This window comes from Brucella sp. GW823-FHT04E01 (genome assembly GCF_058796175.1).
The window spans coordinates 19867-42827 of record NZ_JBXAIK010000002.1 but is presented as its reverse complement, the minus strand read 5'-3'; the positions used below and the strand labels follow the sequence as shown (position 1 = coordinate 42827).

Below are 22961 nucleotides of genomic sequence, written 5' to 3'. Positions count from 1 at the left end.
CACTGTTCTGAAATATATAAAAATCATGGCTATTCATCAATGTATCGCGTGCCGTGCATTGATCACCCGGATAAGCTCGGCAACAGCCTTGTAGAATTCGGGCGCGATCATCTGGTCGACATTGACCTGTTTATAGAGCGCGCGCGCCAGCGGAACGTCCTCGAATATCGGGATGGAATGCTGCGCTGCAATCTCTCTTATCTTCAGTGCTATGAGATCCTGTCCCTTTGCTACAACGATCGGGGCTGCATCCTGATCGGGCTTGTAGCGCAGTGCTACGGAAAAATGAGTCGGATTTGCGACGATCAGCGTTGCCGTCGGAACGGTGTTGATCATGCGGCGGCGCGCACGGTCGCGGCCAAGCGAACGCAGGCGCGATTTGACCAGCGGGTCGCCTTCCGACTGCTTCAGTTCGTCTTTGACTTCCTGTCGCGTCATGCGCAGTTCCTGCCGCCAGTGAATGCGTGACCAGGCAAGGTCGAATGCCGCAATTGCGGTAATGGCCAGAACATTGGCGACGAGCAGGCGCACCATGTTCTCGCGCAGAAACTCCGGCAAGGCGCTCGGGTCGGAAGCGACTGCGTCTGTGAAAAGACTGTTGCCGTTGAAGAAGACGACAAAGACGATGACACTTGCCGCCAGAAATTTCGCCAGCGATTTGAGGAATTCCACCTGACCGGCGCGCCCGAAAATCCGCTGCCAGCCTTTAAGCGGAGATATGCGGGATGCCTGCGGGCGGATGCGTTCGCCAACGAAGCGCGGCGCATTCTGGAATGCGGAGGCTGCAATACCGGCAAGCGGAATGATGATGAACACTGGCACCAGGGCTGCACCGACTGCCAGCGCCAGCACGCCGAACAAGCGGCTTGCATCTTCCGCGCTGTTGAGGAGCCAGTCCTCGGGGCGGTCGATTAGTTCGCGCAGGAAGACGGCGAGCTTCGTGGTGGCAGGCCCTGCGACAAAGACCGCGATAATCAGAAAGGAAGCGATACCGGCGAGGATCGGCGTTTCGCGGGAAAAGGGCATATTGCCCTTTTCCAAGGCGTCGCGGATCTTCTGCTCGGTGGCTTCTTCTGTTTTGCTTTCCTTGTCAGCATCATCTGCCATGGGTCACACAGGATCAGGACGAAGCTTCGCTTGCGTCGAGGGTGATGATACCGCGCTCGGAAAGATCGATGGCGATACGGGCTATCGTGCGGCGCGCATCGGCAATGTTCTGCGCGGTTATGTTGCCCTGCTCGGCGCCAAGCTCGGTTTCCACCATGCGGCGACCACGGGTCGAGAGCGACGAGAGAACGAGTTCCTGAAGCCTTGTGTCTGCTCCACGAAGTGCGGTTGCGATCTGTTCCGTCTGCACTTCATCGAAGAGCAGCAGGCGTGCGCGCTGCGACAGGCGCTCGATGTCTTCAAACGTGAAGAGCTTGGCCTTGATGCGGTTGAGATCGTCGCGGTTGAGATCTTCCAGGCTCGCCATCAGTTCTTCCATCTCGCTTCTGTCGAGCTGGTTGAAGATGTTGGCGATCTGGCCGTGATGCGCTTTGACCGGACCGGAATCGCTGCGACCGAGAAGATCGCGCCGCAGCACGTCTTCGAGAAGTTCCGCAGCCGCCGGTGCCACATTGCCAATATGAAGCGAGCGCTGCACGACGGCATTGCGCAGCTGAGGCGGCAGGACGACGAACAGTCGGGCTGCGAGGTCGGATGGGAGCTTCGACACGATATAGGCGATGATCTGCGGATGCTGGTCGGTCAGATAGGCCTGCAGGTTATCAACCGGCAGGCGCCCAAGCTGCACCCAGACCGATTCCTGAACGAGCTGCGGCTGAACGCGGTCTTCCAGAACTGCATCGACTTCTTCCTGCGGCAGAGCTTCCCGCAAGAGACCTTCAAACCGTTGGGCGGCTTCTGAAACTGGCGCGCCTTCGGCAAAGGAATCCTCGAACTGCTTGACCAGCTGTTCGAAGTCGAGCGGAGAAATTGGTTCCAGCGTACGGGCATGACCGGCAAGCTTGCGCAGGTCCTCGGCATTGAAATGCTTCAGAAGACGTGAGGCAGCGGGGCGTCCGATGGCGACGAGGATCGCTGCCGCCTTTTGCGGGCCGGTCAGCGTATCGACGAGCCCCGTAGCGCCGCCTTCAAGATCTTCCGCGAGGGCTTGCTGTTCATTGTCGGCCATGGTCACGTCCGTTACTTGCCGATGATTTCGGTGAGGCTGACACCGAAGCGCGAGGAATCGTCTTCAAGGACGATCACTTCGCCACGGGCGATGACGCGGCCATTGACCACGATATCGACCGGATCGCCGATCTGCTTGTCGAGGGTGATGACCGCACCGCGACCAAGCTTCATCAGATTGGCAACTGGCATGGTCGTGCCGCCAAGAACAACCTGAACATCGACAGGGATGCCCATGATGAGTTCGAGATTGGGTTTGGATGCGCCCTTCTGCGTGCCGCGCGGCTTCTCCTCGCGCAGTTCCTCAATGGCTTCGTCCAGTTCCTGCTGCATGTTCTTGTCCTTGTTGTCAGCGCTCATGCCTGCCCCGCAAGTTCGACGGTAGCTTTACGAACCGCGCGACGCACGAAAACCGGCAGCGCGTTCTTTTCCTTCGGGAGCGATTGTTCGGTGGCAGTGGCGATCTTGTCTTCAGTGCGCGGCGAGCTGTCAGCGACGTTGCGCGCATGGCGGATGTCGCGGGTCAGGGCCTTGCGCAGCCTGTTCAGTTCTTCGATGGCTTCTTCCATTTCGCGGCGCACGCGCTGCGTTTCGGCAAGACGGGCTTCGAGCTTGTTGTTTTCGTCCGTCAGGTCGGTGCGTTCGCTCTGGATCGCCTTGACGGCGCGCTCCAAACCGTTGGAGGCGGCTGCAACGCGCAGCGCCAGCAGCTTGCCAAGCTTGATCGTCTCGTTGGCTTTGCGGCCAACCACGATGAGCGCAGCAAGCGAGGCAAGAGCCATCAATGTGGAAAGCACGTTAGCCAGCAACAAGCTCATCGATGAAATCCTCTTCCTGATTGACCGGGTCGCCGACCTTGACTGTGAAATGAATGCCCGATTTGCCGAGCGTGCACTTGAAAAGCTGCTGATCGCCGGCGCGCAGGCGCACTTGCTCCATGGCATCGACAGGCAGTTTGAGAACCTGACCGATTTCGAGCATCGACAAGGCGTCCAGCGTCATCGACCCCTGCTGGATGAAAGCTTCGAGTTCGATGCGGGCACGGCTGACTTCCTGTCGCATCTTCTTCGCCCAGCTCGGATCGGTCTGGTTCATCGGACGGCGCAAAAAGGCTGCCACGGCATCCTGCATCGGCTTGTGCGTGCTGCGCGGCAGCAGCAGATGAACCTGCCCGGTTTTGCCTGCAGCAGTAACATCGATGCGGCAGGCGAAAAGGCGCGAGCGCTCGAAATTCTCACGGTCGAATTCGGCTGTGTCGGTGCATTCACCGGCGGTAAAAAGCGCCTGTCCGTTTGCGGCAAAAACCTGATCGAGAGAACTGGCGAGATGACCGGCAAGAAGAGCGGAAATCTTCTGTTCCAGCATGCCGAAAGGCCGGTCCTCATCGACAGAGCCGACATGGCCCTGTGCGCCATACATGGCTTCGATCACGGAGAAAACGAGCGTCGCATCGGCGGTGAGATAAAGTGTGCTGCCCCAACGCTCGGCCTTCAAAGGTGCGATGATCGCAGCCTTGTCGAGAATATCGGCAAAGGCAGCATCGTCAGTGCTTTCCACCTGGCCTGCTTCAACGTCGAATGCGGCAGCGCAACCATGTTTCAGCCGGTCACAGAAATGGGTCGAGGCATCCTTGAACACATGGGCAAGCGATTTCAGGTCGTCGCCTGAAAGACCCGCGGCACGCAGCAGGTTCTCGGCCAGAACATCGCTTTTGCGGTTTTGCCCCAACGTAGTCATCTTACGCTGCCTGCTGGGTCGGCGCGCTCGCCATGGTTTCCTGCTCGACCACATCGATGGTCGGGCGATCATAGGCGGAGATGGTCTTGCGGCCATACTCCACGGCGATCTGCGGCAGGGAGCCGTTCATATAGGCGAGAAGCGTCTGCTTCACGACGATGTAGAGGCGATTGTTCTTTTCGCGGGTCGATTTGATCTTGGCTGCGATCGGGCCGACCACGCCGTAAGAGAAGAAGATGCCGGCAAAGGTACCGACAAGGGCGGCACCGATCAGATGGCCCAGCACTTCCGGCGACTGGTCCAGCGCGCCCATGGCTTTGATGACGCCGAGAACAGCGGCAACGATGCCGAGTGCCGGAAGGGCTTCGGAAATGCTGACCATGGCGTGGTAGGGCTTGAGCTTGTCGCGGGCGATGGTGTGGATTTCCTCGTCCATCAGCGCCTCGATTTCATGCGAGCGCACATTGCCCACGATGATGAGGCGGCAATAGTCGCAGATGAAATGGGTAAGGTCTTCTTTCTTCAATACGCTCGGATAGGCCTGAAAAATCGACGATTCCCTCGGGTTGTCGATATGCACTTCCACTTCGTTGCGCGACTTGGCGCGCAGCTCGCGCATCAGGCTGTAGAGCACGCCCAGAACGTCGAGATAGTCGCGCTGCTTTGGAACGGCATTGCTGAATGCTTCCATGCAGGCGCGGCCCGTGTCTTTCACGAGTGAAAAAGGGTTGGCGATGAAGAAGGTCCCGAGCGCGGCACCCAGAATGATGACGAATTCCCAGGGCTGGATGAGCACGCTGACATGTCCGCCCATGGCGATAAAGCCGCCCAGCATACAGCCCAGTGTGATGACAAGACCGACAATAATGCCCAAAGCTCGAGACTCCCGCGTACAAGTTCGTTCATTGCACCTTATGGATCGCGGCTTGCGCGAAGCTTGCCAACTGGCGCGGGCGGAAGCCAGCTTCGGACAAGCTTGGTCTTTCATAAAGGATTGAAATACCGGAAGGGGGTCATGCGCATGGTCGATACGATGACAAGTTATCGCCTGATCGCGGCGGATATGGCGCGGTCGTTGCAGCGTGTTTCGAAGGAACCGATGGTGGAGCGGGAAACCGCCTACTACAAGGAAAATATCGGCAAGGTGAAATCCATCGATGATTTCATGGCCGATAGCCGCCTTTATAATTACGCGATGAAGGCGTTCGGTCTGGAAGACATGGCCTTCGCCAAGGCGTTTGTCCGCAAGATATTGACTGAGGGCGTCACGAGCGATGATGCCATGGCGAACAAGCTGACCGACAAGCGCTACAAGGAATTTGCGACCGTCTTCGATTTTGCAGGCAAGGGCGCGGAGGCCACGCAGAGCACGGCTGCCCAACAAGGTGTCGTGGATAAATATCTTCGCCAGACAATGGAAACGGAAGCCGGAAGCCAGAACGAAGGCGTGCGGCTGGCACTCTATTTCGCACGCAAGGCGCCGACGATCACCAATGCCTATGAAATCCTTGGCGACAGGGCGCTGGTGTCGATGATCCAGACGACCTTCGGCTGGCCATCCAGTATATCCAACGCTGATATCGACAAGCAGGCGAAGATGATCGAGGACAAGATCGACTTCACCAAGATGTCCGATCCCGATTACGTGTCGAAGCTCATTTCGCGCTTCACCGCCATGTATGAGATGAACAATCCAACGGCGAGCAGCCCGGCGTCGATTGCGTCCCTGCTTCTGGGCGGAACGTCTTCCGTCGGCATTTCGATGGATATTCTCAGCACCTTGCAGAACTTCAAGCCGGGCGGGCGTTAGGCGATGCAGAATAATTCGATTTATGTCGGGCTTTCGTCGCTCATCACGCTGGAACGGCGGATGGATGCCATTGCCCACAATGTCGCCAATGTCTCAACGGTCGGTTTCCGGGGCGAGGGCACCAAGTTCGATACCATCGTTTCGAACAAGGCCAGCGACGATGTGAGTTTCGCTACGGCGGGCAAGAGCTTCATCCGTACCGAAGCAGGCCCTATGATCAAGACCGACAATCCGCTGGACGTTGCAGTCAAGGGCGATGTCTGGATGTCGATCTCGACACCGCAGGGGCAGATTTATACGCGTGACGGGCGCATGAACATGCTGCCGACGGGCGATCTCGTTTCCATCACCGGCCATCCGGTTCTCGATGTCGGCGGTGCCCCCATCGTACTCAATCCCGGCGGCGGCGCACCGAAGATTTCAAGCGACGGCGCAATCTACCAGAACGGAACACAGATCGGTGCTATCGGTCTTTACACCATTCCGGCGGATGCGGACCTGACCTATGCAGGCACATCCGGTGTGATCCCGAACAAGCCTGCCCAGCCGGTGGCCGACGACAACAGCGTGGGCGTCGTGCAGGGCATGATCGAAGGATCGAATGTTGATGCCATGACGGAGATGACGCGCCTCATCAGCGTCAGCCGTGCGTTTGAGCAGGTCAACAATCTGCTGTCGCAGCAGGAAAGTACTGTCTCTGAAGCTATTAAGACCCTGGGTTCCAGAAACGGATGACGCCTGATCTGCCGCTCTCCCGTCTGGCCGCTTTTGCCCGTCAGCAATCGGTGGCGCCAAAACCGCTCACCGGTATCGGCGGAACGGTGAGCGACGTGTCGCGCTCGGCGATTGCCGTGCGCGGGCTTTCGCGTGATGCGCATTTGGGCGATGCGGTGGCGATCCACGCGCAAGGCGGCCAGAGCCTTGCCGAAATCATCCGGGTGGCTGACACGCAGGTGCTGGTCAAACCCTTCGATGACCGCATCATTCCCTCGCTTGGCGCTGCGGTTTTCGAGGAAGGGCCGATGCGTATTCGCCCGGCACTCGAATGGCGCGGACGCGTCATCAATGCGCTGGGTGAGGCGGTTGACGGGAAGGGCGCTTTGCAGCCCGGTACCCGGCCAATGGCATCCGAGAGCCTTGCACCGGCTGCCTTGCGCCGCGGGCGGGTGGATCGCGGCTTGCGTACAGGCGTCAATGTCATCGACATTTTCACGCCGCTTTGCTTCGGCCAGCGTATCGGCATCTTTGCAGGCTCTGGTGTCGGCAAGTCGACGCTGCTTGCGATGATGACGCGTGCGGCGGATTTCGACACGGTGGTACTGGCTTTGACCGGCGAGCGCGGACGCGAAGTGCGCGAGATGCTGGAAGAGACCATGGCAGGTCACTTGGACAAAACGATAACCGTGGTTGCAACGGGCGATGAAAGCCCGATGATGCGTCGCCTCGCACCGAATACGGCGACGGCCATTGCCGAATATTTTCGCGATCTCGGTCAGAATGTCCTGCTGATCGTTGACTCCGTCACGCGCTTTGCCCATGCGGCGCGTGAAGTGGCGATTGCCGCTGAGGAACCGCCGGTTTCGCGTGGCTATCCGCCAAGCGTCTTCAGCCAGTTGCCACGTCTTCTGGAGCGCGCAGGGCCCGGTATCACGGAAGCGGGCGGCAGCATCACCGGCATCTATTCGGTACTGGTCGACGGCGACGATCACAATGATCCGGTTTCCGACACGATCCGCGGCACGCTGGACGGCCACATCGTGCTTGACCGGGCGATTGCAGCGCAGGGACGCTTTCCGGCGGTCGATATTCCGGGCTCGGTTTCGCGCCTTGCAAAGCACAATTGGACACCGGAACAACGCAAGCTGGTCAGCCAATTGCGGGGCATGGTTGCCCGTTTTGAGGAAACGCGCGACCTGCGTGCCATCGGGGCGTACCAGAAAGGCCATGACGGCCTTCTGGATCAGGCGGTCGATCTTGTGCCGCGCATTTACGACGCCTTGCAGCAATCGCCGGAAACCGGCTTATCGGACGATCCCTATAACGACCTTGCCGCAGCACTGCGCGGCGACAGACAGGCGCAATACGCATGATGACGGGCTTTCGCAAGACAAAGGAAGAGAAACTCCTTGCAGATCTGACGGCGGAGGTCGAGGCCGCTGCACGACAGGAAGGCATGAAGAAGCCGCAGAGCAAGGTGGATCGCTACCTCAAGATCGCGGCCATCACGCTCGCCGCCGGAAGTGCGATGCTGCCTTTCGTCACCTATCTTCAGCGCGTCGATCTGGGTTCGCCCGAGAAGGCCGAGCGCAAGATCATCGATCCGCTGGACCGTTCGGAACAGAAAACGGTGCGTCGTTTTCCGTCCTTCCGACCATCCGAGCAGGTTGCGCCGAATGCCGATGTGGACAACACGATGACAGGCTCGGTCATGTCGAACGGCAAGGGGCTTCCGGGCACCGGCATGGGCAATGGCGGCGATGGAAGCGGGGACGGGCAGGCTTTCCCGAAGCCGGTTTTTGCACTGCGCGAAGTCGTTGGCGGCATGGCGATGATCGAGGATACGTCAGGCTACTGGTTCGTCGAAAAAGGCTCGTTGCTGCCCGATGGCAGTCACCTCGTTTCAATCGGTCGCGGTGCAGGCACCTGGCAGCTCACAACATCGTCGGGCGATGTGATTGAGATGCGGAGGTGAGGGGGAAGGCAATAAGGCCCTCCTGCCCTATCCTCCCGCAAGCTTGACGCAAGTTCCGGCCTTTAAGTTAATCAACTGTAAAGGCGGGAAACTCCATGAGCTCCATTCATCTTTTCGATCTGGCTGCAAGGCAGGCGCAGTGGTTGTCGGTGAGACAAGCCACTGTTGCGGGCAATGTCGCTAATGCGAACACGCCGGATTTCCGGGCGCGGGACGTGCAGCCTTTCGCGGATGTACTGGACAAGACGCAGCTTACCATGGCTGCCACCAGCCCTCTGCATCTGGAATCCGGGGCCGACGGGATCGCCGGTGCGCGCCTGCGGCCGGACGACATCACCGAGCAGACCCACTCCGGCAATACGGTCGATGTCGAACAGGAAATGATGAAGGCCGGTGAGATCGCCCGCGAATATTCGCTCAACACAAGCATCGTCAAAGCGTTCCATCGCATGATGCTTTCGGTCGCGAAGGGGTAGTTATGTCTTCCGATGCCTTGCAAAGCACATTGAAGATCGCAGCGTCGGGCCTTTCGGCCCAATCGACGCGTCTGCGCATCGTTTCCGAAAACATCGCCAATGCGCAGTCCACCGCCGAGACTGCCGACGCCGATCCCTATCGCCGCAAGACGGTGTCCTTCCGTACCGAGCTGGAACAGGGCACAGGAGCCGCCGAAGTTCGCATTGCCGAAGTCGGCAAGGACACATCGCCCTTTATCGAGCAATACGAGCCGAGCCATCCCGCAGCGGATGAGCGCGGCTATGTCCGTTACCCCAATGTCAACATGGTCGTCGAAATGGCGGACATGCGCGAAGCCAATCGTTCCTATGAAGCCAATTTGCAGGTCGTGAAACAAGCCCGTGAGCTGATCTCCATGACCATCGATCTCTTGAGGAGCACATAATGTACGACTCGATCATGAGCATTTCGGCGCGCAATGCCCTGTCGCGCCTCTCGGAAACCGTAGCCGAAAAGGGCGTGGGTTCCACTTCCGCGCCGCAGGCTGTTCCGGCAGCTCCGGGTGCCTCGTTCGGCGAAGTTCTGTCTCAGATGACGGATTCCGTCGGCCAGAAGCTGCAGACGGCTGAAGCGACGTCCATTCAGGGCATCAAGGGCGATGCGCCGGTGCGCGATGTGGTCAGCTCCGTCATGGAAGCCGAACAGTCGCTTCAGACGGCCATCGCGATCCGCGACAAGATCGTGCAGGCCTATCTCGAAATCAGCCGTATGCCCATCTGATTTGCGGTAGCCAAGGATAAATAAGCCATGAAAGCCCTGACGATCGCCGCCACCGGCATGAACGCCCAGCAGCTCAATCTGGAAGTGATTGCCAACAACATCGCCAATATCAACACAACGGGCTTCAAGCGCGCGCGTGCGGAATTTTCCGATCTTCTTTATCAGTCCGAGCGTACGGCAGGCGTGCCCAATCAGGCTAACCAGTCCATCGTGCCGGAAGGCGCTTTGGTTGGCCTTGGCGTGCAGACGGCAGCGGTGCGCAATCTCCATATGCAGGGCAGTTTCAACCAGACCGGCAATCCATTCGATCTGGCTTTGACCGGCAAGGGCTGGTTTCAGATTCAGAGCCCGACCGGCGAGACGCTTTATGCGCGCGCTGGCGCGTTCAACAAGAATGCCGATGGCCAGCTTGTGACGCTCGATGGCAATCCTGTCGAACCGGCGATCACCATTCCGCCAGACGCCGTTGAAGTGACGATCACCGATACGGGACAGGTTTTCGCCAAGCTGCAGGATCAGGTCAATCAGGTCGATCTCGGCCAGCTGACCCTCGCTAACTTCACCAATGAAGCGGGTCTGGAGCCGCTCGGCGGCAATCTCTATCGCGAGACGGAAGCATCCGGCGGTCCGCTGGTCGGCGTGCCAGGCGATCCGGGCTACGGCTCGATCAAGCAGGGCTATCTCGAAGCGTCGAATGTCGATCCGGTGAAGGAAATCACCGATCTCATCACGGCGCAGCGTGCCTATGAAATGAACTCCAAGGTTATTCAGGCTGCCGACGAAATGGCGGCAACCGTATCGAAGAACTTGCGCTGACGGTGATGGCGATGGGCTGTGTGAAGGCGATCTTTCAAAAGAAAAGGCTGGTTCTTGCCGGTGGCTTCCTGCTTGCCGCAATGGCTGGCGCAAGTGCGGCAGACCGCATCGCCTTTGTGGTGCCTTCGGCCACCGTCTATCCCGGCCAGATCGTAAGCGATACGGCATTGCTGGAGAAGCAGTTCTTCATCAATGCGCCGGCGGCGACCCAATATGTGCTATCCCCGGATCAGGCGGCAGGCAAGGTGGCGCGCAAGACGCTGCTCCCCGGCAAGCCAATCCTCGTTTCCGCATTGGGGGAGCCGTCTCTGGTTACACGCGGTGTTCCGGCACCGCTGGTCTTTACCGCCGGTACGCTGACCATAACCGCCATGGGCACACCGCTCGAATCCGGTGCGGCTGGCGATTTCATCAAGGTTCGTAACGTCGACAGCGGCATCATCGTGTCAGGTACGGTGCTGGCCAATGGGCGCATTCAGGTGGGGATGCAGTGAGAAAGACTTGCGCCGCCCAGATTGCTACTTTGTTCGCCGTCCTGGCGCTCGTTTTCCAGCCTGTTGCAGGATTTGCGGATGAGTCGTCGAAGAATGCGCGGGAATTCGGTTCCGCAGTGGATGCCGATGCCGATTGGCTTGGCTCGGGTGGCGATCCGTCGAAAATGGCCTATGCCGAACTTGGCCGGGGAAGCGCGGTTGCGCGCCTGAAGGATATCGCCACCATTCAGGGCGTGCGTGAAAACCAGCTTGTGGGCTATGGTCTTGTCATCGGCCTCAAGGGCACCGGTGACAGCCTGCGCAATTCGCCGTTCACCGAACAGTCCATGCGCGCCATGCTGGATAATCTCGGCATCAGCGCGCCGCGCAACTCCACCCGCTCGAAAAACACGGCTGCGGTCATCGTGACAGCGAACCTGCCCGCCTTTGCCGGTGCCGGTTCGCGCATCGATGTGACGGTATCGTCGCTCGGCGATGCGACGTCGCTGCAGGGCGGCACACTGGTCATGACCCAGCTCATGGGTGCCGACAATCAGATTTATGCCGTTGCACAGGGCAACATGATCGTGTCCGGCTTTGCGGCGGAAGGTGAAGCCGCAAGCGTGACGCAGGGTGTGCCGACTTCCGGTCGCATCCCCAATGGCGCGCTGGTCGAACGCGAAGTGGCGGGTAATTTCGGCAAGGAAACCGAAATGATCGTCGAGCTGCGCGATCCTGATTTCACCACTGCCGTGCGCGCTGCCGACACGATCAATGTCTTCGCCAAGCGCCGTTACGGTCGCGGTGTCGCTATTGCGCGCGATGCCAAAACGATCCGCCTGTCGCGTCCGAAGAACGTGCCTGCCGCGCGCTTTCTTGCGGAACTTGAAGGCCTGCCGATCACGACTGACGAAGTGGCGCGTGTGGTGGTTGACGAACGGACTGGAACTGTCGTCATCGGCGAGAAGGTGCGTATCTCCAAAGTAGCGATCAGCCATGGCAGCTTGACGGTTCGTGTAACAGAAACCCCGATGGTCGTTCAGCCAGAGCCGTTCAGCGATGGTGTAACGGCTGTCGAACCGAACACTGATATCGCCGTCAACCAGCAGAACGCCAAGATTGGCATTCTGACCGGCGCAAATCTTGAAAATCTGGTGAAGGGCCTGAACCAGATCGGCGTGAAGCCGACCGGCATCATCGCAATATTGCAAGCTATCAAGACATCCGGCGCGCTTCATGCGGAACTGGTGGTGCAATGACCATGGCTCATAAAATGATCCGGTATGGTTCGGCAGTAGCGCTGCTTCTGGCTGCCTCTGCTCCGGCATTGGCGCAGCAGGCGGCGACGCCCGCTCCAGTACCGGTAGAGGCATCGGCGGCACAGCAGCTTGCTTCTTCGCCGCCGCTTGGCAACCTCGATGAAATCCGCAAGTTCTGCGGCAATATCGACGATCAGGCGGCGGACGCCCGCTACGCGCTGCAGGCCAAGCAATTGACCGAGCTGAAGGCCGATGTCGAGGAACGGATGCGTGCGCTTGAGGAAAAGCGCCGGGAATATGAAATGTGGCTGAAGCGCCGCGACGAGTTTGTCAGCAAGGCGCAGGATTCGCTGGTCGACATCATCTCGAAAATGAAGCCCGATGCAGCGGCGGCGCAGATGGCGCTGATTGGCGACGAAGCGGCGGCAGCCCTGATCCTCAAGCTCAACCCGCGCGTATCCAGCATCATCCTCAATGAAATGCCGCCGGAAAAGGCGGCCAAGCTGGCCCGCGTCATCGTCGGTTCGCAGCGCACGACGACTGCACCGCAGGCTGTGAAGGATCAGTCGGGCAGGGATCAGCGCGCTGCGGCGCAGTCCGGGAATACGGTTCAATGAAAAACAGCATGAACAGAGCAACCCTTGCAGCAGCAGTACTGGTTCTTCTGGCCGGTTGTGCCACCAAACCGGAGGAAATTGGTCGGGCACCCGATCTGTCCCCGGTTGCGGCCCATCTTGGTATGCAGAACAATCCGCAGTTCAACGGTTATCCGGCGCGTCCGAGCAAGGCGACCTATTCGCTCTGGGACCAGCGTTCGACCAATTTCTTCAAGGATCCGCGTGCGGCGACGCCGGGTGATGTCCTGACGGTCATCATTTCAATCAACGATCGCGCCAATCTCGATAACAAGACGGATCGCGAGCGTGTGTCGAAGGGCATTTACGGTGCCGGTGGTTCGTTTGCCACGAGTAGCAGCACGGGTGCCGGGGCCGGCGGCGACATGGATGCTTCGCTCAACACCCATTCCGACAGCAAGTCGAAGGGCAAGGGCACCATCGAGCGCAGTGAAGATATCCGCCTGCAGGTTGCGGCCATCGTCACCGATACGCTGCCCAATGGAAACATGATTATCCGCGGGTCGCAGGAAGTGCGCGTCAACAATGAGCTGCGCGTGCTGAATGTCGCCGGTGTCGTGCGTCCGCGCGATATTTCCGGCAATAACACGATTTCCTACGACAAGATTGCCGAGGCCCGCATTTCCTATGGTGGCCGCGGACGTCTGAGCGAGATTCAGCAGCCGCCATACGGCCAGCAGATTCTCGATCAGGTTTCTCCGTTCTAGGGCGCTGAGCATGAGTGACACGACGGCAACGGAAAAAGACGGTAAGGCGAAAGGCTCCCTGACGGGGCTGCTGGCGGCCGTCGCGGTTCTGACCGTCATCGCGGGCGGTGGCGGCTGGTATCTGGGCGGCATGATCTCCGCCGATCAGCTGGCATCGGCCAAACCTTCCGGCAAGGAAGACAAGCCGAAGCAGGGTGATTTCGAGTCACGCTCCATCGGCACTGTCGTGCCCCTGCAGCCGATCATCACCAATCTCGGCATTCCGCAGAACACCTGGGTGCGTCTCGAAGCCTCGCTGGTGGCAAAACCGGGCCATGAAATTCCGGCGGCGGTGGCGGCAAGCGTCGGCGATGATTTCCTGAGCTTCCTGCGCAGTGTCAACCTCATGCAATTGCAGGGCGCGGCCGGGCTTGCCTATTTGCGCTCCGATTTGGAAGAACGCGCACGCCTGCGTTCGGAAGGCGCTGTCGAACGCGTTTTCATTTCGGCACTGGTCGTAGAATGAAAAAACTTCTTGGTCTTGGTGTTCTCCTGACGCTCGCTCTCACCGTTTCCGCACAGGCGCAGCAGCCGCTGACGCTCGACAATCTGCTGCCTGCGGGCAGTGGTGCTGCGAGCGGCCAGATCGTGCAGTTGTTCGGACTTCTGACGGTGCTTTCCATTGCGCCGGGCCTGCTCATCATGGTGACGAGCTTCACGCGTTTTGCCATCGCCTTTTCGCTTTTGCGTTCGGGGCTTGGCCTCCAGACCGCGCCTGCCAGCATGGTGATGATCTCGCTTGCCCTGTTCATGACCTTCTATGTCATGGCGCCCGCCTTCGACCGGGCCTGGAACAATGGCGTGCAGCCCCTGATGCGCAATGAAATCACACAGGAAGCTGCATTCGGTGAAATATCGCAGCCTTTCCGTGAATTCATGATGGGGCAGGTGCGCGACAAGGATCTGCGTCTGTTCGAAGACCTCGCCGATCCGTCTTTCCGCACCGGCGATGATGGTATCGTTGATTTCCGCGTGCTGGTTCCAGCCTTCATGATCTCGGAACTGCGGCGCGGTTTTGAAATCGGCTTCCTGATCGTGCTGCCATTTCTGGTGATCGACCTCGTCGTGGCGACGCTCACCATGTCGATGGGTATGATGATGCTGCCGCCGACGGTGATCTCGCTGCCGTTCAAGATTCTGTTCTTCGTGCTGATCGATGGCTGGAATATTCTGGTCGGAAGCCTCATACGATCCTTCTCCTGACCCATTTTGGTACGCTTCGAACCGTGCCAATCAAGTTTCTGCATCGGAATCCGCGAATCCGTTAAATTTCGACTGAATAAATTAGCCTTTATTTAATGTTTGGGTTCTAACTGTCGGCTCATGGTGGGTTTCCGCGCGTTACGCGGCAACAGGCATGATGCCGCTCCACCATGCCGGTAATCCAAAACCCGGCCTGTCCCTCAGATTGTTTTTCCCAAGGGGCAAAAAACTATGGCTAGCATTCTTACAAATTCGTCGGCTCTGACCGCTCTCCAGACGCTTTCCTCGACCAACAAGGCACTGGAATCGACCCAGAACCGTATCTCGACCGGCCTCCGCATTTCGGAAGCTTCGGACAATGCTTCGTACTGGTCCATCGCGACGTCGATGAAGTCCGACAACAAGGCCAACTCGGCTGTTCAGGACGCTCTCGGCCTCGGCGCAGGCAAGGTCGACACCGCTTATTCCGCGATCAACAAGATTCGTGAATCGGTTGACGACATCAAGACCAAGCTTGTTTCGGCTCTGGGTGCGAGCACGGAAGACAAGACCAAGATCGAAACTGAAATCAAGTCGATCGTTTCCAACATCAACTCTGCTCTCAGCAATGCCAATTACGCTGGTTCCAACCTGCTGAACGGCCCGACCGCCGATCTCGACGTTGTTGCTTCGTACAATCGTTCTGGTGCTACCGTCACGGTTGACAAGATCACCGTTGCCGCTGCCGACACCGATGCGAAGACCATGGTCGCTACGATCGTGGGTACGGGTTTCTTCACTTCCGGCTCGGACGACGCTGCTATCGGCACGGCTCTGAACACGGTTGAAACCGCTCTTGCTTCGCTGGCTACCGGCGCAGCGACCCTCGGTGCAGCCAAGTCGCAGATCGACAGCCAGAAGAGCTTCCTGTCGGGTCTTCAGGACTCCATTGAAAAGGGCGTTGGCACGCTCGTTGACGCTGACATGAACAAGGAATCGGCACGTCTGTCGGCTCTGCAGGTTCAGCAGCAGCTCGGCGTTCAGGCTCTGTCGATTGCCAACTCGTCGAACCAGTCGATCCTGTCGCTGTTCCGCGGCTAATCATAACTGAGTAGACAGCAAGGGCGCCGGGTTGCCGGCGCTCGCGAGTTCTCAGGTAAATCAGGGGTTCGCATCCGAACCGACCTGATCGGATCGGATGTCTTTGGGCGGAAAACGGGGCGCGGGATTTATTCCGCGCCCCAATTCTTTGCGCTCATTTCTGTATTAAAGCGTGTCGCGTTTTATCGTACTCTTACGACCCGCTTTAAACTTTTGTTTTTATGCATGTCTTTATCCCATCGTAGCGGGACCAGAAATCAGTCCAGTGGACTGAGTCCCCCGCGAAGGCGGTTCCCACTTTTGGGAGACATGCATTAGAAAGCGCTTGCTTCATCAGCCGCCACTTTCGCGCAAGCTTCGCGGGCTAGTTTGCATCCATCATTATGGCGGTGGTGTGGATGCAGCAGAATTTCCAGCAATTGATCGAACAGCTCAAGGGTACGCTCGGCAAGCTCGGCGCGCGAAAACTCATCGCGCTCGGACTGGTGGGCGCGGCACTCATGGGCGCGATCCTCTATACGAGCATCTATCTGAGCCGCCCATCCTACGAGACGCTCTATGTCGGCCTTTCGCGTGACGACGTGAACCGCATGGGTCTTGCGCTCGGTGAAGCAGGCATTCCTTTCGACGTGAAGGCTGACGGCTCGTCCATCCTCGTGCCCATCGGCAAGGCTGAAAATGCCCGCATGTATCTGGCTGAAAAGGGCCTGCCGACCTCGAACAATGCCGGTTACGAGCTGTTCGACAATATGGGTTCGCTCGGCCTCACCTCGTTTATGCAGGAAATCACCCGCGTGCGTGCGCTTGAAGGCGAAATCGCCCGCACCATCCAGGCCATTCGTGGTGTGAAAGCCGCGCGCGTTCACATAGTCATGGCAGAAAAAGGCTCGTTCCGTCGCGGCGACCAGAAGCCGTCCGCCTCGGTCGTCATCCGCGCCGAAGGCGGCTTTGCTGCCGAATCCGCACAGTCCATCCGCCAGCTGGTCGCCGCTGCCGTCCCGTCGCTTGATGCTTCCGCCGTCACTGTTCTCGACACCAACGGCCGTCTGCTGGCATCGGCTGGCGAAGCTGCCAATGGCGCAGCCCTCATGACCGCCTCGCTGGAACAGCAGGTTGCAGGCAATGTGGATGACAGCATTCGCAAGGCGCTGGCGCCTTATCTCGGCATTGGCCATTTCCAGACGAGCGTTCAGGCCGTGCTCGATACGGACCGCCGCCAGATCAACGAGACGACCTATGATCCTGAATCCCGCGTCGAGCGTTCCGTACGTGTTGTCCGTGAAAGCGGCGATTCCCGCAACAATCGTAACGACAATGCAACCGGTGTGGAACAGAACATTCCGCAGGAAGAAATCCAGAACCGCAACGGCGAAAGCTCGACGGAAAAGACCGACCGCCGCGAGGAGCTGACCAATTACGAAATGAACAGCAAGACGGTCTCCACCGTCAGCGACGGCTATGCCGTCAAGCGGCTGTCCATTGCCGTGGTCATCGATCAGGCGCGCCTTCTGGAAACTGCGGGTACCACGCCGCCGCCTGCCAATTTCGTCGATCAGCAGATCACCAAGATCCGCGACCTCGTTGCAACGGCTGCCGGTCTGAATGCGGATCGCGGTGACGTCATCAATGTGACGGCGGTGAACTTCCTTGATCCTGCCGGTGCCGATATGGAGCCGGTCTCCACGCCGTGGACCGATACTGTGCTTCGCCAGAGCGGCTCCTATGTCAATGCGCTTGCAATCCTCGCCGCCGTTGGTCTCCTGATCTGGTTCGGTCTGCGTCCGCTGCTGCGTGACCAGAATGCCAAGCCAACCGGCACGGAAGTGGCAGTCCGCGAGACGAGTGAAGTGGCAATGCCGAATTTCGTCGGCGGTCAGGCGGCTGGTGAAGGCGTGCAGGCTGTCATCGGTGGGCCGGAGGCCTATGCCGATCAGATGAAGACCAGCCTCAGCGATCTTCGCCAGCGCATGCGCATGCCTGCCAAGCTACGTCTGGAGCAGATGATCGACATGGATGAGGAGCGCGTCGCCTCCATTCTCAAGCAGTGGATTCACGAAACCGCCGCGAGCCGCGAAGCCCAACCATTGAGGGAATCGGCCGTAAAGGCTTCGGCCATGCCGGAGCTTGAGGCGGCCTGACGATGAGCGCGCTTTCCCTCAGCCGTTATCTTCCCGACTTTTCGACCCATCATATCGAGGATGAGGCGATCGAGATCATTGCTGCGCCTGCGCCGCAGATGCCGCTGAAAGACACACCCCCGCCGCAGGCAGGCGGCGATGGAGCGAAGCGTCCCGTTTCGGCTGAGAAAGCCGCCGCTGCCGAGCAGGCCGAAGTCGCCGCCATCATCGCCATCGAGGAAGAAAAGCGCCTGGCATTCGAAGCAGGGCGTGAGGACGGCCACCGGGAAGCTCAGGCGCTTTACGAAGCTGAAAAGACGCGGCTTCTGCGCGAACATGAGACCGAGATCGAGACATTGCGCGCTGCATTTTCGCGTGAGCAGGCCTTGCTCTTGGCGGGTAGTCTGACCGAAGCGCTGACCGCGCTTGAACGAAACTTTTCCGGTCAGATCGCCGAAATCCTGATGCCTTTTCTGGCGGAAAAGATGGAGCGTGAGGCGGTCGCGGAATTTGCGCGGCGCATTGCGGCGCTGGCGCTCGATGGCGAAGCACCGGAAATCTCCGGTCCGGCGCGACTGATTGCGCCGCTTCGCGATCATGCGGCCCTGTTGCCGCATGGTTGCCGGTTTTCAGAAACCGGGGCGGAAGAACTTTCCTTTTCCTTTGGCGACCGGAAGCTTGAAACGCGCATCGCGCCGCTTCTTGAAGAATTGAAGGCTGCGGTTCAATGAGCATCGATCCCGAAACCAAACGTGAGATCATCATTGTTCGCCGGGGCGGGCACGACGATCATGACAGCCATCATGGTGGCGTATGGAAGATCGCCTATGCCGACTTCATGACTGCAATGATGGCCTTCTTCCTCGTCATGTGGCTCATCAATGCCGCCAATGAGGAAACCAAGGCAGCGGTTGCCAGCTATTTCAACCCCGTCAAGCTGATGGACCGGCATTCAAGCTCCAAGGGCGTGCAGGACGTCGAGGAAAAAGACGGCAAGGTTCGCTATGAGAGCGACCAGAAGATCGAAAACAGCACGAAGGTCATCAACGATACGACGGTTGCGCCGCCAAGCGACCAGGAAAAGCGCCAGCTTTTCCGCGAACCCTATGCGGTCCTCTCGGAACTGGCTCATGAAACCGGTGTTCTGCAGAACCAGTCGGCCAAGGGCGATGGCGGTACCTCGCAATCCGGTCCGGCAACGGGTGCCGAAGGCGGTGAAGCCTATCGCGATCCGTTCAGCCCGGATTACTGGTCGAGCAAGGCTGTCGATGACCTGACCCCGCCCGATGCTGCGCCTGCCGCACCACCCAAGTCGGAAACAGCACAGCCGAAGCCGGAGGAAGCTGCAAAGCCTGCAGAAACGCAGGAGCAGCTCATTGCCGACCTGAAGAAGGCAGCTGAGGGCGAAGCCGCGAAAGACGGGATTGAGGCGAAGAAGGCCGAGCCAATGCCGGATGTGACGGTCGTTCCGGTCGATGGCGGTGTGATGATCCAGCTCACCGACAAGATCGATTATGGCATGTTCACCATCGGCTCGGCCAAGCCGGATGCGCGGGTGGTGCAGATGCTGGAGCGTATAGCGCAGGTGATTTCCCGCCAGCCGGGTGAAGTCATCATCAGTGGGCATACGGATGCGCGGCCGTTCAAGAGCGCGACCTATGATAACTGGCGTCTGTCTTCGGCGCGGGCGCAGATGGCTTATTACATGCTGGTTCGCGGCGGGCTCGATGAAAAGCGTGTGCTGCGCGTTGAAGGCTATGCAGACCGCCAGCCCAAGAACGCCAACGATCCGAATGCGGCTGAAAACCGCCGCATCGATATTTTCCTGAAATCCGCTCCATGATGCAGCTCGCCATGCGCTCTTTGCTGGCATGTGTTGCAGGCTTCTCCCTGATGGGAGCGGCCTATCCAGTCTTTGCGCAAACGCAGGCACCGGCTGAGACCCGCGCGCTGCCGGTGCTGGAGCCTTACAAGCTCGTGCGTTCGCTGCGCATGCTGCAGGATCAGGTCGTCGCCGGAAAACCGGAAGCAGTGGTGATGCTGAACAAGCTTCTGGGCTTTGTCAGCGCGGATATGGGCCGAGCTTCGAATGACGTCTGGAGCAATCCGGAAAATGTCTACGCGGCGATCATCTATCTCTTCAACGGCGGCAATCCGGAAGCGGTGCGCAAGGTTCTTGCCGACCTCAAGACGGATGCGGTGCCGCCGGAGCTGGTCAAGGGCGCATTGGCCTATGCTTCCGGCCAGACGATCGAAGTCGTGAAGCTTTTCTCGGTGCCGCTTTCGCGTGATGTTCCGGCAGAACTGAAGGCATCCATCGTGCTTGTCACCGCGAGCCAGATGACCGCCTTCGACCCAGCGACGGCCTTGATGCGGCTTGATCAGGTGCGACTCGATGCGCCGGGCACCTTGTTTGAGGAAGCGGCAATCCGCCGTTCGATGCCGATTGCGGCCAAGCTCGGCGATGCTGACAAGATCAGGCTCCTGTCGCGCAACTATCTCCAGCGCTTTCCACGTTCGCCCTATATGCGTGATTTCATGGCGCAATTTGTTGATGCTGCGGTGAAACTCAACGACCGTATCGGCAATGCGGAGCTGGCAAAACTGATCGGCTCTGCTGATCCGGTGATGCAATATTCGCTTTATCTGCAAATCGCGCGCGGTGCGCTCGTTGATGGCCAGACGGAACGGGCGCGTTTCATGTCGGCAGAGGCGAAGAAACTTGCTGACAGGCTGAAGGCCGACCCTACCCGCGCCAATCTTTATGCGGCGGCAAGCGATGTGGCTTCGGATTCGGCGGGCAGTGCGCTGCGTGAACTGTCGCAGATTTCACCCGACAAATTGCAGGAGCGTGACCGGAAATTGTTGAAGGCCGCTGAAGCGGTCGGCACGGTGGTTACACGCACTCCAGATGCTTTGCCGCCTGCAAAACCCGCTCTCACCGAACGGGATGTGCCGCCAATGGCAGTGGCGGATTCGCAGGAGCATGAGGCCGTAAAACCTGAGCCGACCCCGGCGGCGGTTAGCATGAAGCCGGTCAAAAACCAGCCGGAAGACGATTTGCAGAAAACGATGGAAGATGCGCGGCGCAAGCTCGCCGAGATCGATGCCTTGCTAGGAAAGACCGTTCAATGAGCATTGATATTTTGCTGAATTCCACCAGCCGACTTGCTTCGCTCGCTCGAAATTTGGGTCCTTCCCAGGCAAAAGCCGAGGGCGAGGCACAGGATAATGCTGACCCGGCAAAATTGTTCAGTTCGCTTCTCGAAAAGCCTCAGGGCAAGGTCGAAAAGAAGAGCGACAGCGAAGCCAATGCGGGTTCGGACGAGACAGATACGAAGGATGAGGAAGGTTCAAAGCCGGTCGCTCTGTTTGCCTTGCCACAAAATCTCCTTTCTTTGGACGCTTCTTCGCCTGAATTGAAAGGGGCAAATCACAGTTTTTCCACGCCGAATACTGCGAAAAACGACACAAATGCCCCCGATCCGCTTTCTGCCTTAATTAAAGACATCGATCCGAAACAGGTCGAGGGGCAGGAGGGCGAGCTGCAGGCCGATCTGAAGAAGCGCACGCCTGAAACAGTGCCTTCGAAGGCTGCAGCAATCCTGACGGCCAGCACCAAACCGGATCAGGCAATCAATCAGGACGCACCGAAGGCTACCGGCGACAATCAGGCCGAAAACGCTCCAGACGATCTCGCCAGCCTTCTGAAAACTGATAAGAGGTCGGCACAGCAGCAGTCGGGTCAAATGCCTGACAGAGCCGATATCCAGCAGCAGCCACCCGCAAAGGGTAACGCGCCTGCAGACATCAAGGCAGCCGCCACGCCATCGCAGGCAGCAGCCCGGATAGCCGACATTCAGGTGGTTTCCGAGCGCAGCTTCGGAACGGTCAAGACCTTGCAGATCAGGCTCGATCCGGTTGAGCTTGGAGCGGTGACGGCGCGTATCCGTGTGGCGTCGGAAGGTATCGAGGTGCATCTCGTCGCTGAAAAGACCCATGCGGCGGAAGCGCTCGCCGCTGACCGCTCGATGATTGAGAAAGCACTGAAAGCGGCGGGCATTGCAGACGATGCGAAAATTTCGGTGACCGTCGCTGACCGCAACGCGGCAGGTGCCGTCCAGCAGGCGCAGGCATCGCAGAATGCGGGCCAGCAACAGGCGAGTGGCCAGCAACCGGGTCAGCAGCAAGCTTTCAACATGCAGCAGGGCTTCGACGGGCGAAACGGCGCTGAGGCACAGGCGGGTTTTATGGGCGGCGAGGGCAGGCAGAATGGCGAATCCGGTCAGGCAGGACGCGAGCGTTCAGACATGCAAACCGCTCAGGACAGCGGGAGCGGCATTTCTCGCAATGATGGCCGTGGCCTGGTTGTCTGATAGCAGCCCGGCCCGCGCCGAAAATATCTGCGAGCGTGAAATGCACCGGGCATCCGCCCGCTACGATGTGCCGCTTGGCATACTCTACGCGGTCGGCCTCACGGAAACCGGTCGCAAGAACTCGCTGCAACCTTATGCGATGAATATTGAAGGCCATGCCGAATTTATGCCATCGCAAATGGCGGCGGTAAGGCGCTTCGAAGAAGTGCGGGCCGAAGGTGCGAAGTTGGTCGATCTCGGTTGCATGCAGATCAACTACTATTATCACGGCAAGGAATTTCCGTCGGTCGCCGCGATGCTGATGCCGAGCCTCAATGTTGATTATGCGGCGCGTTTTCTGCGGCAGCTTCGACAGCGCGAAGGCAACTGGACGATGGCAGTTGCACGCTATCACGCAGGGCCGAACAACGACCCCGCCCAGAAGCGTTATGTCTGTCGCGTGATGACGAATATGGTCGCCACCGGCTTCGGAAACTGGACGCCACAGGCGCGAAGCTTCTGCTTCGGCTGAACAGGGATCCCTTGGAATTTTACAGGTTGTAACAGAACGTCAGATACACCCGGCTTGCCTGTGCTCAACCTATGATTGCCGAGCCCGGTGGGCGC

Annotated in this window: 27 protein-coding genes; 21 read left to right on the top strand and 6 right to left on the bottom strand. The window is 59.0% G+C overall.

The window, feature by feature from the left end:
* Positions 1-36 precede the first annotated feature (36 nt).
* From flhB to motA, 6 genes are read right to left on the bottom strand one after another with little or no spacing between them, the layout of a single operon-like run.
* A complete protein-coding gene (flhB, locus tag AC1RHM_RS05645) occupies positions 37-1107 on the bottom strand; it encodes a flagellar biosynthesis protein FlhB (protein WP_010660717.1) in 1071 nt (356 codons plus the stop codon).
* A gap of 13 nt (positions 1108-1120) precedes the next feature.
* Entirely contained in the window at positions 1121-2176 is a 1056-nt protein-coding gene (locus AC1RHM_RS05640; protein WP_010660718.1) for a flagellar motor switch protein FliG, read from the bottom strand.
* A gap of 11 nt (positions 2177-2187) precedes the next feature.
* Positions 2188-2535 carry a flagellar motor switch protein FliN gene (gene fliN, locus AC1RHM_RS05635; RefSeq protein WP_012093523.1) on the bottom strand — a complete coding sequence of 116 codons (348 nt, stop codon included), beginning with the start codon at positions 2533-2535 and terminating at the stop codon, positions 2188-2190.
* A complete protein-coding gene (locus tag AC1RHM_RS05630; RefSeq protein WP_029929830.1) occupies positions 2532-2993 on the bottom strand; it encodes a BAB2_0123 family type IV secretion system effector in 462 nt (153 codons plus the stop codon). The genes fliN and AC1RHM_RS05630 overlap by 4 nt, the downstream gene beginning before the upstream one ends.
* Entirely contained in the window at positions 2974-3912 is a 939-nt protein-coding gene (locus tag AC1RHM_RS05625; protein ID WP_151576786.1) for a FliM/FliN family flagellar motor switch protein, read from the bottom strand. Before AC1RHM_RS05625 ends, AC1RHM_RS05630 begins: the two co-directional genes overlap by 20 nt.
* 1 nt (position 3913) lies before the next feature.
* Positions 3914-4786 (bottom strand): flagellar motor stator protein MotA, encoded by an 873-nt coding sequence (motA, locus tag AC1RHM_RS05620; RefSeq protein ID WP_151576787.1) that lies wholly within the window; start codon positions 4784-4786, stop codon positions 3914-3916.
* A gap of 147 nt (positions 4787-4933) precedes the next feature.
* Between motA and AC1RHM_RS05615 the strand changes: the two genes are divergently transcribed.
* From AC1RHM_RS05615 to AC1RHM_RS05515, 21 genes are all read left to right on the top strand, one after another.
* Complete coding sequence (locus tag AC1RHM_RS05615; RefSeq protein WP_151576788.1) at positions 4934-5722, top strand: DUF1217 domain-containing protein; 789 nt, start codon at positions 4934-4936, stop codon at positions 5720-5722.
* A 3-nt stretch (positions 5723-5725) separates the two neighbouring features.
* Positions 5726-6457, top strand: coding sequence for a flagellar basal-body rod protein FlgF (flgF, locus tag AC1RHM_RS05610; RefSeq protein WP_029929835.1), 732 nt, complete (start codon positions 5726-5728; stop codon positions 6455-6457).
* Positions 6454-7812 (top strand): flagellar protein export ATPase FliI, encoded by a 1359-nt coding sequence (gene fliI, locus AC1RHM_RS05605; RefSeq protein WP_151607540.1) that lies wholly within the window; start codon positions 6454-6456, stop codon positions 7810-7812. The genes flgF and fliI overlap by 4 nt, the downstream gene beginning before the upstream one ends.
* Positions 7809-8414, top strand: coding sequence for a hypothetical protein (locus AC1RHM_RS05600; RefSeq protein WP_012093517.1), 606 nt, complete (start codon positions 7809-7811; stop codon positions 8412-8414). The genes fliI and AC1RHM_RS05600 overlap by 4 nt, the downstream gene beginning before the upstream one ends.
* Before the next feature lie 95 nt (positions 8415-8509).
* A complete protein-coding gene (gene flgB, locus AC1RHM_RS05595; RefSeq protein WP_010660727.1) occupies positions 8510-8890 on the top strand; it encodes a flagellar basal body rod protein FlgB in 381 nt (126 codons plus the stop codon).
* 2 nt (positions 8891-8892) lie between these two features.
* On the top strand, positions 8893-9315 hold the full coding sequence (gene flgC / locus AC1RHM_RS05590) for a flagellar basal body rod protein FlgC (protein WP_012093515.1): 423 nt from the start codon (positions 8893-8895) through the stop codon (positions 9313-9315).
* Positions 9315-9650, top strand: coding sequence for a flagellar hook-basal body complex protein FliE (gene fliE, locus AC1RHM_RS05585; protein ID WP_010660729.1), 336 nt, complete (start codon positions 9315-9317; stop codon positions 9648-9650). The genes flgC and fliE overlap by 1 nt, the downstream gene beginning before the upstream one ends.
* Positions 9651-9677: 27 nt before the next feature.
* Complete coding sequence (gene flgG, locus AC1RHM_RS05580) at positions 9678-10466, top strand: flagellar basal-body rod protein FlgG (protein ID WP_010660730.1); 789 nt, start codon at positions 9678-9680, stop codon at positions 10464-10466.
* Positions 10467-10477: 11 nt separating this feature from the next.
* On the top strand, positions 10478-10960 hold the full coding sequence (gene flgA / locus AC1RHM_RS05575; RefSeq protein ID WP_010660731.1) for a flagellar basal body P-ring formation chaperone FlgA: 483 nt from the start codon (positions 10478-10480) through the stop codon (positions 10958-10960).
* Positions 10957-12198: a flagellar basal body P-ring protein FlgI gene (locus AC1RHM_RS05570; protein ID WP_012093512.1), complete on the top strand. Its 1242-nt coding sequence runs from the start codon at positions 10957-10959 to the stop codon at positions 12196-12198. The genes flgA and AC1RHM_RS05570 overlap by 4 nt, the downstream gene beginning before the upstream one ends.
* The gene (locus AC1RHM_RS05565) at positions 12195-12815 is read left to right on the top strand and encodes a MotE family protein (protein ID WP_010660733.1); all 621 of its coding nucleotides are present in this window, start codon (positions 12195-12197) and stop codon (positions 12813-12815) included. Before AC1RHM_RS05570 ends, AC1RHM_RS05565 begins: the two co-directional genes overlap by 4 nt.
* Positions 12812-13540, top strand: coding sequence for a flagellar basal body L-ring protein FlgH (gene flgH, locus AC1RHM_RS05560; RefSeq protein WP_151576790.1), 729 nt, complete (start codon positions 12812-12814; stop codon positions 13538-13540). Before AC1RHM_RS05565 ends, flgH begins: the two co-directional genes overlap by 4 nt.
* A gap of 10 nt (positions 13541-13550) precedes the next feature.
* Complete coding sequence (locus AC1RHM_RS05555) at positions 13551-14045, top strand: flagellar basal body-associated FliL family protein (protein ID WP_010660735.1); 495 nt, start codon at positions 13551-13553, stop codon at positions 14043-14045.
* Entirely contained in the window at positions 14042-14782 is a 741-nt protein-coding gene (fliP, locus tag AC1RHM_RS05550; protein ID WP_010660736.1) for a flagellar type III secretion system pore protein FliP, read from the top strand. The genes AC1RHM_RS05555 and fliP overlap by 4 nt, the downstream gene beginning before the upstream one ends.
* A 231-nt stretch (positions 14783-15013) precedes the next feature.
* Complete coding sequence (locus AC1RHM_RS05545; protein WP_010660737.1) at positions 15014-15862, top strand: flagellin N-terminal helical domain-containing protein; 849 nt, start codon at positions 15014-15016, stop codon at positions 15860-15862.
* A gap of 383 nt (positions 15863-16245) precedes the next feature.
* Positions 16246-18000, top strand: a complete 1755-nt coding sequence (gene fliF / locus AC1RHM_RS05540; protein ID WP_010660738.1) for a flagellar basal-body MS-ring/collar protein FliF — start codon at positions 16246-16248, stop codon at positions 17998-18000.
* A 2-nt stretch (positions 18001-18002) separates the two neighbouring features.
* On the top strand, positions 18003-18710 hold the full coding sequence (locus tag AC1RHM_RS05535; RefSeq protein WP_151576791.1) for a hypothetical protein: 708 nt from the start codon (positions 18003-18005) through the stop codon (positions 18708-18710).
* Positions 18707-19822 carry a MotB family protein gene (locus AC1RHM_RS05530; protein WP_492332490.1) on the top strand — a complete coding sequence of 372 codons (1116 nt, stop codon included), beginning with the start codon at positions 18707-18709 and terminating at the stop codon, positions 19820-19822. The genes AC1RHM_RS05535 and AC1RHM_RS05530 overlap by 4 nt, the downstream gene beginning before the upstream one ends.
* Positions 19823-19872: 50 nt before the next feature.
* The gene (locus AC1RHM_RS05525; protein WP_376749546.1) at positions 19873-21114 is read left to right on the top strand and encodes a chemotaxis protein; all 1242 of its coding nucleotides are present in this window, start codon (positions 19873-19875) and stop codon (positions 21112-21114) included.
* Positions 21111-22355: a flagellar hook-length control protein FliK gene (gene fliK, locus AC1RHM_RS05520; protein WP_151576794.1), complete on the top strand. Its 1245-nt coding sequence runs from the start codon at positions 21111-21113 to the stop codon at positions 22353-22355. Before AC1RHM_RS05525 ends, fliK begins: the two co-directional genes overlap by 4 nt.
* Positions 22330-22866: a transglycosylase SLT domain-containing protein gene (locus AC1RHM_RS05515; RefSeq protein WP_151576795.1), complete on the top strand. Its 537-nt coding sequence runs from the start codon at positions 22330-22332 to the stop codon at positions 22864-22866. The genes fliK and AC1RHM_RS05515 overlap by 26 nt, the downstream gene beginning before the upstream one ends.
* Positions 22867-22961 lie beyond the last annotated feature (95 nt).